Source organism: Sulfitobacter sp. (assembly GCF_036960155.1).
GTDB lineage: Bacteria > Pseudomonadota > Alphaproteobacteria > Rhodobacterales > Rhodobacteraceae > Sulfitobacter.
In genome coordinates, this window is the sequence record NZ_JBALWB010000022.1 from 17488 (window position 1) to 32199 (window position 14712).

At 50.7% G+C, this 14712-nt stretch carries 12 protein-coding genes and 1 pseudogene; 1 reads left to right on the plus strand and 12 read right to left on the minus strand.

Features of this window, described 5'->3' with window-relative positions; genetic code table 11:
- Positions 1-1113 carry a nucleoside hydrolase gene (locus V7775_RS23480; RefSeq protein ID WP_335754373.1) on the plus strand — a complete coding sequence of 371 codons (1113 nt, stop codon included), beginning with the start codon at positions 1-3 and terminating at the stop codon, positions 1111-1113.
- Positions 1114-1179: 66 nt separating this feature from the next.
- Here V7775_RS23480 and V7775_RS24910 read toward each other — a convergent pair.
- The 12 genes and pseudogenes from V7775_RS24910 to V7775_RS23545 all read right to left on the minus strand — a co-directional run bounded on the left by V7775_RS24910 (position 1180) and on the right by V7775_RS23545 (position 14684).
- Positions 1180-2175, minus strand: a pseudogene (locus tag V7775_RS24910) (IS30 family transposase).
- A gap of 260 nt (positions 2176-2435) precedes the next feature.
- On the minus strand, positions 2436-3962 hold the full coding sequence (locus V7775_RS23495) for a mechanosensitive ion channel family protein (RefSeq protein ID WP_335754375.1): 1527 nt from the start codon (positions 3960-3962) through the stop codon (positions 2436-2438).
- Positions 3963-4370: 408 nt separating this feature from the next.
- On the minus strand, positions 4371-5996 hold the full coding sequence (locus V7775_RS23500; protein WP_335754376.1) for an FG-GAP repeat domain-containing protein: 1626 nt from the start codon (positions 5994-5996) through the stop codon (positions 4371-4373).
- A 3-nt stretch (positions 5997-5999) separates the two neighbouring features.
- The gene (locus tag V7775_RS23505) at positions 6000-6644 is read right to left on the minus strand and encodes a DUF6796 family protein (RefSeq protein WP_335754377.1); all 645 of its coding nucleotides are present in this window, start codon (positions 6642-6644) and stop codon (positions 6000-6002) included.
- 46 nt (positions 6645-6690) lie between these two features.
- On the minus strand, positions 6691-7944 hold the full coding sequence (locus V7775_RS23510) for an alpha/beta hydrolase (protein ID WP_335754378.1): 1254 nt from the start codon (positions 7942-7944) through the stop codon (positions 6691-6693).
- On the minus strand, positions 7941-8600 hold the full coding sequence (locus V7775_RS23515; protein WP_335754379.1) for a hypothetical protein: 660 nt from the start codon (positions 8598-8600) through the stop codon (positions 7941-7943). Before V7775_RS23515 ends, V7775_RS23510 begins: the two co-directional genes overlap by 4 nt.
- Before the next feature lie 21 nt (positions 8601-8621).
- Positions 8622-10601, minus strand: coding sequence for a thiamine pyrophosphate-dependent enzyme (locus tag V7775_RS23520; RefSeq protein ID WP_335754380.1), 1980 nt, complete (start codon positions 10599-10601; stop codon positions 8622-8624).
- Positions 10594-10875: a hypothetical protein gene (locus tag V7775_RS23525; RefSeq protein WP_335754381.1), complete on the minus strand. Its 282-nt coding sequence runs from the start codon at positions 10873-10875 to the stop codon at positions 10594-10596. The genes V7775_RS23520 and V7775_RS23525 overlap by 8 nt, the downstream gene beginning before the upstream one ends.
- A complete protein-coding gene (locus V7775_RS23530; protein WP_335754382.1) occupies positions 10875-11636 on the minus strand; it encodes a hypothetical protein in 762 nt (253 codons plus the stop codon). The genes V7775_RS23525 and V7775_RS23530 overlap by 1 nt, the downstream gene beginning before the upstream one ends.
- Positions 11633-12703 (minus strand): Rieske 2Fe-2S domain-containing protein, encoded by a 1071-nt coding sequence (locus V7775_RS23535; protein ID WP_335754383.1) that lies wholly within the window; start codon positions 12701-12703, stop codon positions 11633-11635. Before V7775_RS23535 ends, V7775_RS23530 begins: the two co-directional genes overlap by 4 nt.
- Complete coding sequence (locus tag V7775_RS23540) at positions 12700-13077, minus strand: hypothetical protein (RefSeq protein ID WP_335754384.1); 378 nt, start codon at positions 13075-13077, stop codon at positions 12700-12702. Before V7775_RS23540 ends, V7775_RS23535 begins: the two co-directional genes overlap by 4 nt.
- The gene (locus tag V7775_RS23545) at positions 13074-14684 is read right to left on the minus strand and encodes a glutamate synthase-related protein (protein WP_335754385.1); all 1611 of its coding nucleotides are present in this window, start codon (positions 14682-14684) and stop codon (positions 13074-13076) included. The genes V7775_RS23540 and V7775_RS23545 overlap by 4 nt, the downstream gene beginning before the upstream one ends.
- Positions 14685-14712 lie beyond the last annotated feature (28 nt).

The following is a 14712-nucleotide window of genomic DNA, read 5'->3' on the forward strand; positions in this document are numbered from 1 at the left end:
ATGACTTCACTCTCTGAAACTGTTGCTCGTTTTCCGAAACTCGATGCCGCGCTAATGGAAAGCCGTCTGACTCGGCCGGGTACAGGCGCGCGCGTGATTATCGATACGGACACTGCAAATGAAATTGATGATCAATACGCGTTGGCTTGGTCATTGCTGTCACCGGAACGGATGAATTTGGAAGGTGTAACTGCGGTTCCCTTCTCATTTCAACACCATCAGGAAGGGCTGATCAAATCCGTCCATATCCTCGAAAATGGTGGCCCACAAAACGAGGTAGAAGAGAAATTCATGGGTGGCCTTGGTGGCTGGCCGCGGCGAATTTTTGATGCAGGACTCCGCGCCGAAGATGTAAAGTTCGTGACCCCAGAGGAGGGAGTGGAGCTTTCCTATCAGGAAATTCTCACTATTTTTAATAAATGTGGGGTCTCCGCTGACGGCAAGGTGTTCCGCGGCGCGCCCGATTATTTAACGGATTTTGACACACCTATTGAATCCGATTCCACGCGATTTATCATTGAACAGGCCCGCAAACGTGACGACGGCCCCGTCTATGTTCTAGCGATGGGCGCGTTGACCAATATTGCCTCTGCGTTATTGGTCGCCCCTGATATCATCGACAATATCGTGGTGGTCTGGACCGCGTCTTTCCCAAGTTATGCCCCGTTCTGCAACGCACCTTCACTGAACCTTGTGCAGGATCGTCTCGCATCACAGCTGCTGTTTGAATGTGGTGTCCCACATGTGTATCTGCCGGGTTATCACGTTGGGGCTCAGCTCAAGATTTCCTACCCAGAAATGGACCAATTCGTTAAACCCAAGGGCGCGATTGGCGGCTATCTGTGGCACCTCTATACCAACAACCCTCTACACGAGATGTTCGCCATCACGGGGCAGGAAACAAAATCCTGGGTAATCTGGGACATAATCAATGTGGCTTGGCTTTTTGAAGAAGACTACGTCTCAACACACATGACGACTTCACCCGCCCTGAACGATGAGTTGTATTGGGAGACGGATCCAAACAGGCACCTGATGCTCGAAGCTTATGACCTGAACCGGGACGCGATATTCGAAGACCTTTACAGGACGCTAGACCGCGCACCAGTTTGAACCTGTGAGTGTAAGCTGTGAGTGATACCAGAACTGCGACTTTTGAACTGGGTTGAGTTTGGGGTTTCATGCGGTTTGATCCAAGACATTTTCTTTGAAGGCCTCAGCAGGCGTTTTCCAACCTAAACATTTGCGAGGCGTAGCGTTCAGGAGAGCACAGATTACTTCCAAATGGTCGGGTGTGATTTTGGAGGCATCAAGATCGCGCGGGAGCCAACGCCGGGCCTGTCGGTTGGTGTTTTCTTGGGTCCCTTTTTGCCACGGAGCGGAAGGATCACAAAACCACGTTTGCGTACCAACTTCGGCTTGCAGATGTGGCCAATCCATAAACTCGCAACCGCGATCAAAGGTGACAGACTTGCGTGCTGTGATTGGCAAGGTACGCATGACGTTCGCAAGCTTTCCCATGACACGCGCGATTGTTTTGTTTGCGTTCACCAGCAAGACTGTAAAGCGGCTGACCCGTTCAACCAAGGATGTCACGTTTGCTTTGCCAAGCTTCTGTCGAAACAGCATTAAATCTGGCTCCCAATGACCAAACTGGACCCGATCCCCTATGTTTTCGGGGCGGTTTGAGATGCGTAGGTCGGAATGGATTTTGGGGTTCTTTGGTGCTCGCCCTTTGCGCGGGCGACGCTTGCGACGATGCTCTGGCAGGTACCGCCAGAGGTCTTCCTTCATGCCCTCGGGCGAATAAACGAACCGATAAATCGCCTCTTAGCATACCCGAACCGGTGCCTTTTCATAGATCAAGCGGCCTGCTATTTGTTCTGGTGTCCAGCCGTCTTGAAGCCGATCAATCACAGCCTCGCGGAGTTCCGGAATGCGCACTAATTTGCGGCGCCGTGCGCGACGTTCGGCTGTAGATTTCTGCGCCGTCATTCCATAGTAGCCATCCAACTGTGGTAGCTCTTGATCTGTGAAGTAATTGCGTTTGATATCGCGATAGACAGTCGCACAATGACGATTGATCTGACGCGCAATCTCAGACACTTTGACCTTTCGATGCAAAAGATCTTCAATGGTACGTCGTCCCGCTAGATTTAACTCGGTGCGGTTCATAAACTGTTCACTAGACTTTCCAGTAGGATAGAGGAAAAGTCGCGTCCCAGTTTAGAATGTACCCCAGCTACAAATTTTTGTACGCATAAGGTTAGTTATGTTTATTTTATTCTCTTCAATAATCATACAACATGGATCATTTTTTGGCCGTCAGACGTTCTAGCCAAACTGCAATCTCGTTAATATTATCGATCTGAACCGCGCGGCTAACTGGCGCGCCGCTCACGCTTCGTGTGTTACGCCACAACTGGAATTTTCTTCTAACGGGTCCATTGGTCCATACGGCGCAGAAAATCTTTAATAGTGAAGCGCTTGTCAGTTTGCACACTTGCCAATCGCGCATCTTGGGCATTGTCCATTCGTTGCTTCATAATAATTGCAAAATCGTCATGCAGATCAGTTCGGTCAATTAGAACCTGCCGCAGACACTCAATATCAATACGAATGAGCGTTACATTTGTGGATGCCTTAAATTGTAAAAACGAAGAGGTATCCATCAGCATCGAAGTTAGCCCGAAATATTGACCTGAACTCAGCTGATCAACAACTTTTGCTGTTCCTGCTTTCGTCATCACGCTGGTTTCAACAACACCGTGAATTATTACGTCGATTGATTTGGCAACCTCCCCCTCAGAAGTCAGGATTGTGCCTGCTTCGAAAGTCTTGCGACTGCTCATCTCTGCCATTTTTTCCAGTTCATCATCCGAAAGCGACTTGGCTATATCGAGCATCTTCAGAGCCAACAAAGTCGTTGGTGGTTCGACCACCATGGTTTCGGCTCGTCGAGTGTGTAACTCATTTATACTCGGAGAAACTTGAGCGCCAACATCCTTTAATACATAGTGAATTTCTTGGAAAAGTTGTTCACGTCCAGCAAACATCGAAACATAATTAGGGAAGTGAACCCAGATCATATACGTATAAGGAACCGTAGTAGCATCGATGAGCCGCACAAGCGGAAGTGGGTGCTTAAGGATTTTATTACACCTGAGAGCAGCCTCTAACAACAAGGCTTGCGCAAGGCGCGGATCAACTTCAGCCTGTATTTTCACTTCGTACCAAGGGGAATATACATGATCAAAACCGTGGAGATTTTTGAACCCTTGTTTGGCCAAATCGCTATTGGGAATCACTAAGGTCGAATTATCCCATGCGAGCAGGCGTGTAGCACGCCAGTTTATATCGATTACCTTACCTTCTGAGCCGTCCGCTAATCGAATTCTCTCACCCAGTTTAAACGGGTGTTCGATGCTCAACGCGATACCGGAAAACAAATCACCCAAGGTTTGCTGCATCGCGAAGGCCACCAATGCGGCAACTGCACCCGTTGAAATGTATAGGCCAGTGATTGAATAGCCCTGAATATAAACGAATGAACCAAACCCAACAAACAGAAACCCTCCGATCAGCAAATTACGTTGCAAACCAGGCAGATAGGACAAATCATCGTCTCTATGGTTAGACAAGAAAAACAGCTCGGCAAAACGCGCAAAACATCGTGCGGTGGCAAGTAGCAAGCTTAGCAAGATGAGGTCGAGGATCTGATCGCTGACATCAACCGCACCGTATTGTGCTAGGGCGTTTCGAATAAAGCTGCCTAAAAGCAAAATCATAAGCAGGACAGCAATCAAATCAATGACCGCTGTGAACATAGGATAATTCCTGACAACACCTTTTAACACCGTAATCCGTTTGCGAAAAAGCCAGATACCCAAAACCATAATTATTATCATGGGTGGCCATAGGTAGCTTTCGATGAAGGGATCAAAGAGATTTAAAAGGTGCATTTCAGGCCGCCTCAGCTCTTCCAAAATTTCGCTCGAGTAAGACAGCGCCTAAGAAGGCCGTTAACAACCCAAGACCAATAATCAAGGAAGTGTAACAGAGCGGCCATCCGCTCTCAGAACGGGGACAGGTAGGACGACCCAAAAGTTCAAGGCTTGTCCCTGCGACCGCCAACAGGATGACGGGCGTTGCACCCAAAAAGAACAGCCACTTGAAGTTTCGAAAACCAAACGAAGCCGCAATAGCCATTGCCAAATACGCAAGCGACACCACATAGCACGCAGGTATTGGTCCGATCCTCGGACAAGCATCACCCGTTTGGAAATGTGCGAGCGAGATAGGGACTATCCCGCTCAGAACCGCCAGACACGCCAGCAGGACACTGGCGCGTAACAGGCGGCTGATCCAGATCACTGAACGGCGCCAATAAAGCTCACGGTTTCATCCCGAAAGCTTCCTTCTTGGAGTGCCACTGTACCGTCAATGAAACGAACTTTGACAACCATCGCTTTTTGCGTTCCCAACCCTGCAATGATCATACGACTGCTATCAGAGGCTAGACCTTCGCCAGAAACATATGGCTTGTGAAGTGTCGCCCCGTCTTCGAGTGTCACTTCAACCATTGCGCCGATGCTGTCTAATGTTTCAGGCAGCTTGATTTTCAGGTAGCCGTTCGGCGTTTCACCAGTGCTTAGGAATGCTTGCGACTTTCCTGCAATGTTGATGTGAACGACATCTGGGCGACCGTCACCGTTAAAATCAGCCGTAAGTGGCGCGATGGAATATTGACGGTTCACAACGCCGTTAAGTGACCCTACTTCGGCCATTTCACCTGACGCCGTTTGCACAAACATCCGTCCAGGCAAACGCAGCATACCGATTTTGTGGAACGGGGCCGTGACGAAGTTCTGCGATGCAATAAGGTCTTCACGGCCATCAAGATTAAGGTCTTCGTGGCTCATGCCCCAGCCAAATTCGTAATCCGCGATTCTCAATGCTTCGGCTTCGTCAGTGAACCCACCTTTACCGTCAGCAATGAACGCGATCCACTTGCGGTGAAGTGGTTCGTCATCCGCCAAGTCGCCACGCACCATGAAAGTAGGTGGAGTCGAACCGATATTAGAAAACGTATAATCAGTAAGACCGTCATTATTCACGTCAGCTATGCCAATCCCCATAGGGTAGGATGGCAATGCGGAATTAGGGTTTACCGTGTTGGTAAAGTTGCCTGTGCCGTCGTTAATGTAAGTGCGCACTTTGCCAGTATCATGGACCTCGATCAGGTCCAGATCACCATCGCCTTCAAAATCACCGAAAGCGGCTTGAAAGGTGTTGTGCAAAAAACTGACGCCGCGGGCCTCTGTCTCATTGGTGAAAGTGTTGTCACCAGCATTGATGAACAATTCGGAGGTGCCGCCATAACCCTCTTTGTTAAAGATGTTCAGGCCTTCGATTTTCTCATTCTTGATGTATCCGGATACATACATGTCGAAATGACCGTCGTTATTCACGTCAGCAACTGCGATCGACATGCCCGTTGTGTTATCATTCATCTGCGCGTTCAGCTTTTCGGCTGTAAAGCTCCCACCGTTGTTGGTGTAAAGCCAGATGCCCTCAGGATGGGTCACCAACATGTCCGGCTGTCCATCTTTGTTGTGATCAAGAACGAGCGGACCGAACGCAGTGCCCTCGCCTTGTTTGGTCAGGCCAGCTTGACCTTCAATTGCAATAAATTCACCATTTTCAAATTTGAACAGCCCATTTTCCTGCTGGAAGCCACCACCGATAAACAGCTCTTCGGTGCCGTCTCCATCAATATCAATCGCAGCACTGCCCGTAATCGGCAAAGAGGTTTCATCAGAATGCTGTTGATCAAAGGGCACCTCAACGTGAGTAAACTGGGGTACGACTGTGTCGCCTAGATCAATATCATAATCAACGCGACGGTCGTTCATCGTGTAAGCGGCCATTACAACAACCATCATGCCAACCAGTGCCGCCATAACAATAGGAATGAACTTTAGTTTCTTAAGCATATTTCAGCCCTCATTATTAAGATTAGATGCAACAAAAAGCGACACTGAGAACATGACGAAATAGGCCACATTCAAAGCAATAGGCATCATAAATTTACCTATCGACGGGACAGTGAAAAAGATGATGAAAGAGACGATGATCAAAAAGATCGGGTTTAGCACTGCCATCATGCGCGGGTAGTGCGACCGGCCAGTGACACAAAGCCAGATAAAGATGACTGACAATACCAGCACCGCAGCGCGTACAACCTGCAACAGGCTCTCATAACGCAATTCATAAAGCGCCAGCTGTTCTTCGATGCCGCCTGCTGCGACCAGTTCAACAGCCGTTGCACGTGATCCGATCCAGACAGCACCGACGATACATCCATACGCCATCACAAACCCGGCAATACGTGCCGCCGTTTCGTTTGCGGGCCGCAACATCAGGTAGATATGATAAGCACCCACGACATAAAGCGGCGCGCCAAGAACGCCAAAGAAATGCCCGATCGTCGCACGTTCGCGGGTCACGCCATTGAAAAACGCAAAGGTATCAGTGTACCGCGCCAAGCTGTCATAGTGCAGCAGGAATTCACCGATTCCGACCAGTATTGCCGCCAAAAGCCCGATTTGGCCTGTTATCATTATAAGCCGCTTGTCAGTCATTTTAGTCCCGTCTGTTTATGAGTGCAGTATTGTCCAAGATTTTCCATCAAAAGGGGTACTCTTTGGACATGTTCCAAAAATTCCCCTGAAGACGGGTCAGCGGGCGCAATTTTGAACCAGGTCGCGGGCTTTCCCGGATAATCCTAGCAATATCAGACAATACATTTCGATTGGTTCGATAATAGGCGTGCCCAGTCAGGCCCTTTACGCCCTCTACGTTTACAAAACTCACCGTTTTGACTTCTGAGAATATCTCTTTGTCAGCTTCTTTTAGTCGGCCTTGCGTCAATGTCCCAAACCGTTGCCCGGCCATCAGGCGTTGCGATATCCCAAGGGCGCTGTCGCCTCTGTTCATATAGACTGTGGTTTGGCCCATTGCGGCGCCGAAGCCCTCTGCAATCAACCGTTGGCGTACAACAGCAAAATCCAGATCGGGTGCTGCCATGATCAGATTTGAGATTTTGAGAACTTTTTTGGGATTTTTGCCTTGGTTGCGCACAGCGATGATCAGTTCACGCAATGCCGTGGTGGTCACATCAGTTCCCCTGCTGTGAGCCACGATATGGATCTTGCGCAGTTCCGGGATCTGGGACAGCTGCAACAGAAACTCTTTAAAATGAAAGACCGTAAATTCGCCAGATTCCCGGTCCTTGAAATAGCCAAATACCCCCCCTGCCCCGGACGGCCAAGAATAGAGGATCGGCACAGCACGCCGGCCACTGAAATGCCAAATATCAGCGAGGGAGAAGAGCCCATCCTCAAAGGAATTGTTAAATCCTGGCACAAAAATGACAACTTCGTTTTTGCCAGCCAGCCGCATTTGCTCACGTATCTGAGCTTGAAACTCATCGCGCTTACGGTTGTAGGACGCTATGGCCTTAGGCCTACGGACAGGCGTGCCATTCACGATATCAAACGGCGTTGGGGTTTTATCAAATCGTAAAATCTCTCGATTTTGGATGATGCTGAGCTTTATTTCCTCATCCCGTTTAACCAGACCACTGGCAGTGCTCAAAGATTGCCAATCCTGATTTTCTCCAAAGGCAACGGTAGATGCACCAAAAGCCATGGAACTTGAACGCTCGTGCCCATAGGACAGCAAACCATCGTGTCGTGTCGCGTTGCGGTCAGTGATAAAAAAAATCTCAGACTGAGCAGTTTGATAAGCAGGTGAAATTTCGCTTTGGGGGTATGCACCATCAGCAAATATATTTGGCGTCGGAGCCAGAACACGTGCCGAACTACATGCGGCGAGCGCTGTCAAAATTGTAAGGAGGAGAAGGCGTTTCAAATGGATCATACTGAAACATCCTCAGCATCAAACGAGCCCATCTTTGCCCAAACAAGGTGGTCCGATTGCTTGGCATACAGCACAATCCGATCCCCAATAGACAACATCGTAGGCATCTTGGATTTCAAAATTGATCCGTTGTAGGAGACAAATTGCACATCATCCCCTAGTTCAACCTGCGATTTAATGATGTGCTCCCCAAGTTGGTACCCATCCGTGTTTTCATACAAAATCTCATACGGAAGTGAGGTGATCCACCCCAACTGAGTCAGCAAACGACCGATCCAATCGCACATGATTTTGTCCAACGTTTTACTTGTAGCCAACGCGCAGATCACACCAACCGCTGCTAACATAGCAACAATTTGACCAAACGCGCCGTAGCTGCTTTGTGTCGACGTCATGGTCAAGATCACCGTAGAGGTCAGTGAAACAAGCCCCAAGTGCCCCGCAAACATGAGCAATGTTAGGATACGCCTGCGCACCGGATGATGCATTGTTCCTTCGGCTTCAGAGGTGGTGAACCCAGTTCCAGTCAAAGCCGACGTTGCCTGGAATCGCGCAACAGGCTGCGGCAAACCAGTCAGCCGCAAAGCCACGCCAGCCACCCGCACAATCGCAAGTGTCACCGTCAACAAAAACAAAAGCGCGAGCGCACCAGTCATGCACCAGCTCCGCAGCTGCTGTTACACCAAATCAGCATCGGTCATAACCTCCACAAGCGCCGGACCTTTGTAATCCAACGCCTCCTTGATAGCTGCTTCAATTGCGGATGGATCCGTTACCTTGATACCGTGCCCCCCACACAAACGAGCGAAGGCTGCAAAACCGGGGTTCTGTAAGTTGGTCTCCCACACAGGCCATTCGCCTGACTTCTGCTCTTTGGATATCTTGCCAAGTTCGCCGTTATGTAAGAGGATATGAGTGATATCCATGCCATATTTAACGACGGTCGTGAACTCCATCGGGTATTGGCCAAAGCCCCCATCGCCAGAAATTGAAACAACCTTGCAGCCCTTGAGATCAGCCTTATCTTGTGTTGCTGCCCAAGCACCCATCGCAGCTGGTAGGCCAAAACCAATGGAACCAAGATAGCCCGACATCAGCACCCGCTGGCTGCCCTTCGTCTCCAAATAGCGACCAAAGGAATAGGTGTTGTTGCCGACGTCGACAGCAAAGATCGTGTTGTCAGGTACCAGACGACCAAGCGCCTCAAATATCGCAAAAGAGTGGATGCCTTTACCCAAATTTTCCTGAAGGCGCGTCTGCTTTTCGCGCCGCCAAATGTCCCAACGACCGGCCAATTCAGAAACTTGGTTTTCAGCGACAGGGTTTATACAATCCGCGTCGCGCAATGCATCACAGAATGCACCAACATCACCCCATATGGGCAGTGCCACAGGATGGAATTTACCAAGTTGCATACGTTCATGATCAACTTGGATAATTGGTTTGCTCGCCTCAATACCTGTGTGATTGGAAAAGCTGGTCCCGAGCGCAATTATTAGATCAGCCTCGTTCATAAACCAGCTTGCGATGGGCGTGCCTGAGCGGCCCAGCACCCCAGCTGCGTTTGGATGGCTGTCAGGGACAAGCCCTTTTGCTTTGAACGTTGTGACAACAGGCGTACCAAGCGCTTCGGCCAAGGCAATGACGTCGTCGCGGTGTGCATAAGCGCCATGCCCTACAACGACCATCGGACGCTTTGCGCCTTTGATCATCTCAACTGCTTTTGCGATCTCACTAGGTGCTGGCAGAACCGGTGCTTGCGTCATGCGGCCTTCAGGCGCGCCCGGTGTTTGATCAGACAAGTTGGTCTGAACATCATCAGGGAAAATCAGATGCGCAACGTTCTGTTCCACTATGGCTGTCTTGCACGCTAGTGACGCAAGCTCAGCGTGGTTTGAACTACCCAAAACAGGCTGGGAAAATGCCGTCACAGCAGCAAACGCTGACAGCAAGTCGATGTCCTGAAATGCCCCCGGTCCCATAACTTGGGTTTGGACCTGACCCGTCAGCGCCAATACTGGCGCGCGGTCAACTTTGGCGTCCCACAGACCCGTGAGCAGATTGGTTGCACCCGGTCCTGCGATGGTTAGACACGCCGCCGGCATGCCTGTCAGCTTACCATAAGCAGAGGCCGCAAACGCTGCTGCACCCTCATGGCGGATGCCGTAGTAAGACATTTTCCCGTCAGCTACAGAAAGGCGGATCGCATCTGATAAGCCAAGGTTGGAATGGCCAACCATACCAAACACAGATTGCACACCCCAGTTCGCAAGTGTGTCGACCATGACGTCCGTCACCGTCCGCTCATGGGGAGGCTCGGCCTCAATGCCCACAAAAATCTCACCATCGCGGATGTCGACGGGATAGGTATCTTGCCCGCTATCTTCGTGTCCACCGGGTGGTTTGCCCGTCAGCGGATCAAAGTCCCAACCATGCCAAGGACAGCGGATCCAGCATTTGTCATCAATACCTTTTTCGATCGACCCTTCGCCCAATGGCCCGCGTTGGTGCGGACAGTGGTTGTTCATTGCAGCCCACTGCCCATCAAAGTGCACAAGACAGATTGAAGTTGTCCGCGCGGTCACCGTTTTCACACGGCCTTCGGGCAAATCGTCGATATGTCCAACGCTGATCCAGTCAAGGTTTTCTTCAGTCATGGTCTTCTCCTGTATCAGATACTGCCGTCAGGCGGTCGTAGAGTTTTTGGGTAAAGGTCAGCACAATGAAACAGCCCGTGGCCCAAATAATCAGCTCAAATGGAGCCGCATCAGTGCCGCGCAGCCATCGCGCCAACAGTCCTCCTTGGGGCCGCAATTGTTCAACACCAAAAAGGCCGGATCGTGGCCAGAGTGAAAGGAACCAAAAGCGCGAGATGTAGAACATAATCGTTGCTATAAATGCTACGATTGCCATGGTGATAATACGGCGCATTATTCCAGTACCTCCAATGTTTCGGGGTCCATTCTAAACACCAATAAATCGCCGCGCCGTTCAACTTCGCCATCAACGGAGATGAACTGGCCAACATTGTCATACGCCGATTTCGGCAGTGCCTCTCCATCAGGTCCGGTGATCAGCAAGAACTCCGACCCGTCAACAGCTTGAGTTGAGACAAAGACTGGTGGCACCCCACCAAGCAGGCAAAGGTTTGCACAAGCCTTATGGGCCAAACCACGCCCCGGGCGCATGGCACCCGCTAGGCATTTTCCATCACAAATCTCACCCGCGAGCTTCCAGCGGCCCAGTGGTTCGGTCTGTTGCGGCGGTGATGCCCCTTCAACTTCCGAAATACCACGCGCGCCTCCACGAAGCTGCAACATGTTCAAATCGCCGCGCTGTAAAATTACACCGGATACTTTGGCTAACTTTCCATCAAGCGGGATCGCACGTTTGTCGACGCTGCTTTTGCCCTGCCCTGAAAGCATCAATGTTGTCCCGGGTTTGATCCGGTCATTCCCCTTGGTCACACGCACCAAGGGATATGGCGTCAGTTCAATCACTCCTGTGACGGTCTGGCGTCCGTAATCAAACCGAAACGCTCCCGGGCCGGGATCGTCTTGCGCGACACCCAGTGTAAGGCCAAGAGCCGAGAAGCCCGCGATAAACACGACGCAAATCGCAATCAAAAAGCGGCGCAATGCCCCCGGAGCAGCAAGATAACCTACAAAGAAAGGTGTATTTTTATCGCTCATGCCGTGCCCTCCACTTGCGAGTGAATAGGTGACGGGACAGGATCAACTGGAGTTCCCGGAGGATTGGCGTTTGGATCCACCTGAACGGATGTGCCCTGCAGACGCAAATTATAGGTTGGAACTTTTTCTGTGAACGGAGCGGGCGATTGCCCATTGCGCACATTATATTGAAAACCGTGCCACGGGCAGGTCACTAGACAATCGATAATTCGACCTTCACCCAAGGGACCGTTCTGGTGCGCACAAGCATTTGAAATGGCACTTAACTGCCCTTCCATCAGAAACACTGCGACGCGTTTCCCGTCAGGCAGCAGTTTGATTTTGGCAAACCCATCGGTCATTTCACTGACATCACAGACATCAATCCATGTCCCTGCCTGTGCGGTGATCGATTTGTCCTGACGCCGTTCATGCAAGGCCGCCAACAGGTGCAACACACCAACAACAGCTGCACCACCAATAAAGATTGCGGTGAAAGCGTGCTTTTGCTGATCTTGCAGGATGCCTAAACTGACATGTGCAACCACCGACAAGTACGCTGGATAAATCAGATAGTGGATACGTTTCCACACTGGCGCTGTCAGGAACTTCATCCAGAAATCGTGACTCGTCGCGGCCAAAATGATCAAAACACCAAGAGTGAAAATGCCGAAGATTTCAAAAGGAAAACCAGAGAGCTGCCCATAGCTTGTGTTGGCAAATAGCAAAGCTTCGTATTTGTTCGATGATGAGAAGGCAAAATACCAACCGACAATATATGAGGCATGGGTGATCGCGACAAAGGTCGTCATCACACCAAAATGGCGCCTATTGTAAAGCAACGGTAAAAATCGCTTATCCAGCCTAGCCAAGGGCCCGATACACAAGATCACCGTCAACATCACAAACGCACAGGCGCCAAAGGCCCTCGCGTTGTGTACTTGTGCGTTGATTGGTCGCTCATGACTGAGAATATCAGGAGATGCATAGAGGAAAATGTACAGAAAGATAGCGACGCCCAGCAGCATCACGCCATCATAGAACCACTTGTTGTTGTTCCATTGAACGGGAATGTATTTAACGCTCATTGGGTCACCTCTGCTGGTGCTGAAAGGCGGACCGGTTCAATATCGGCAGGCCATGTCTGACGGATATTCAGACCTGCGAAAATAATCACTGCAATGCCTAACGGCATTATCATCCCAATCGCAAAATGCGCCTTGCGAGGCGGGGCATATCGGCGATCAAGCACTTCGGTCTGCGTCTCATAGACGTACCAGCGCCATAAGACCAAAGGCCAAATCACCAGCACGCCGGGAATGATCAAGGGACGAAAAACATACGAGCCTTGGGCATCTTCATCTATTCTATCCATGCCGATGGTCAGGAACACAGCAGCGACTAGAGCGCCGATGCTGCCCCAGATGCGTAGCGCCATCAAAATAGCTTCAGCTTGGGTCATGCGATGCCGCCAAATGCAACGCCAGACAAATCTGCCATGTCCCGTTTCCAAGTGGTCAGGTCATCCCGGTTGAACTTTGACACATGATCATGGCCGCAGGCCCGTGCCATAACTTGCATAAGTTCGGTAGAGGCACCAAAGAAATTAGCAAGTTGCTGTGCTGATCGATCTACCAGCAAACGGCTGACCAAATGCGGCTTTTGTGTTGCGATGCCGACGGGGCAGTTGTTGGTATCACAAGCGCGCATCGCCAAGCAACCTATCGCCTGCATGGCTGAATTAGACACTGCAATTGCGTCTGCCCCCAACGCCATGGCTTTGATGAAATCGGCAGGTGTTCGCAACCCCCCCGTGATGACCAAAGAAATATCGCCACGGCCCAGTTTATCCAGATGCGCCCGGGCACGGGCGAGGGCCGGAATGGTTGGAACAGAGATGTTGTCGCGGAAGATAATGGGTGCGGCACCTGTGCCGCCCCCGCGCCCATCCAAGATGATGTAATCCACACCGACCTCTAACGCGGCATCGATGTCTTTTTCGATGTGCTGCGCACTCAGCTTATAGCCGATCGGAATGCCGCCTGTGCGCTCGCGCACCTCGTCGGCAAATTCTTTGATCTGGCTGGTTTCAGTCCATTCTGGGAAACGAGGTGGCGACACCGCAGCGGTACCTGCCTCAAGCCCGCGGACTTCTGCAATTTTACCCTGCACTTTAGCACCAGGAAGGTGACCCCCTGTGCCTGTCTTGGCCCCCTGCCCGCCTTTGAAATGAAAGGCCTGTACGTGGTCCAGCTTGTCCCAGCTAAATCCAAAACGCGCCGAGGCCAGTTCATAGAAATAGCGGCTGTTGGCGGCCTGTTCTTCGGGCAGCATACCGCCTTCGCCAGAACAAATGCCTGTACCTGCCATTTCGGCCCCTGTCGCCAATGCCACCTTGGCCGTTTCAGACAAGGCACCAAACGACATGTCAGAGACAAACAAAGGGATTTCGAGACGTAGCGGTTTTTTCGCATTTGGTCCGATTATCACTTCGGTTCCGACAGTATCGGTATCCAACAAAGGGGGCTTGGCCAATTGAGCAGTTACAATCTGAATATCATCCCAATTAGGTAATTCAGTGCGCGGCACACCCATCGAAGTCATCGCACCGTGATGTCCTGTCTTGGTCAGGCCGCTGCGTGCATATTGCTGGATCAACCCCGTATAGGGTTCTTCCTCTGTGCCGTGGCTGCTATTGGCATAAAGCCCCAAATAGGCATCCCTGTTGTAGGGCTGCGGGTTTTTCTGACCCCATGCGTTGATCTCATCCGCATCAACGCAAATGTCATCCCCATCAACCCATGACTTAAACTTGGGCAACTTTTCTTCGTTGGCATACGCCGACACACCAGTGTCCAATCGATAATCCCAATTGTGAACTCCACAAATAAGATCGTTTCCGCGGACATGCCCATCCGACATCAGCGCTCCGCGGTGCAAGCAACGCCCGTAAAACACTGAAATCTCATCATCGAAACGAACCACTACCAGATCCACCTCGCCAACAAGCGCGTATTCGGGTTTTCTGTCTGCAAGTGCACTTAATTTGTAGATGGCTGTTTTAGTCATAGCTGTCCCTGTCATGTCTTTGTTATCT

Coding starts and splice junctions, on each gene's coding strand:
- V7775_RS23480 (WP_335754373.1), top strand. CDS start 1: ATGACTTCACTCTCTGAAACTGTTGCTCGTTTTCCGAAACTCGATGCC.
- V7775_RS23495 (WP_335754375.1), bottom strand. CDS start 3,962: ATGCACCTTTTAAATCTCTTTGATCCCTTCATCGAAAGCTACCTATGG.
- V7775_RS23500 (WP_335754376.1), bottom strand. CDS start 5,996: ATGCTTAAGAAACTAAAGTTCATTCCTATTGTTATGGCGGCACTGGTT.
- V7775_RS23505 (WP_335754377.1), bottom strand. CDS start 6,644: ATGACTGACAAGCGGCTTATAATGATAACAGGCCAAATCGGGCTTTTG.
- V7775_RS23510 (WP_335754378.1), bottom strand. CDS start 7,944: ATGATCCATTTGAAACGCCTTCTCCTCCTTACAATTTTGACAGCGCTC.
- V7775_RS23515 (WP_335754379.1), bottom strand. CDS start 8,600: ATGACTGGTGCGCTCGCGCTTTTGTTTTTGTTGACGGTGACACTTGCG.
- V7775_RS23520 (WP_335754380.1), bottom strand. CDS start 10,601: ATGACTGAAGAAAACCTTGACTGGATCAGCGTTGGACATATCGACGAT.
- V7775_RS23525 (WP_335754381.1), bottom strand. CDS start 10,875: ATGCGCCGTATTATCACCATGGCAATCGTAGCATTTATAGCAACGATT.
- V7775_RS23530 (WP_335754382.1), bottom strand. CDS start 11,636: ATGAGCGATAAAAATACACCTTTCTTTGTAGGTTATCTTGCTGCTCCG.
- V7775_RS23535 (WP_335754383.1), bottom strand. CDS start 12,703: ATGAGCGTTAAATACATTCCCGTTCAATGGAACAACAACAAGTGGTTC.
- V7775_RS23540 (WP_335754384.1), bottom strand. CDS start 13,077: ATGACCCAAGCTGAAGCTATTTTGATGGCGCTACGCATCTGGGGCAGC.
- V7775_RS23545 (WP_335754385.1), bottom strand. CDS start 14,684: ATGACTAAAACAGCCATCTACAAATTAAGTGCACTTGCAGACAGAAAA.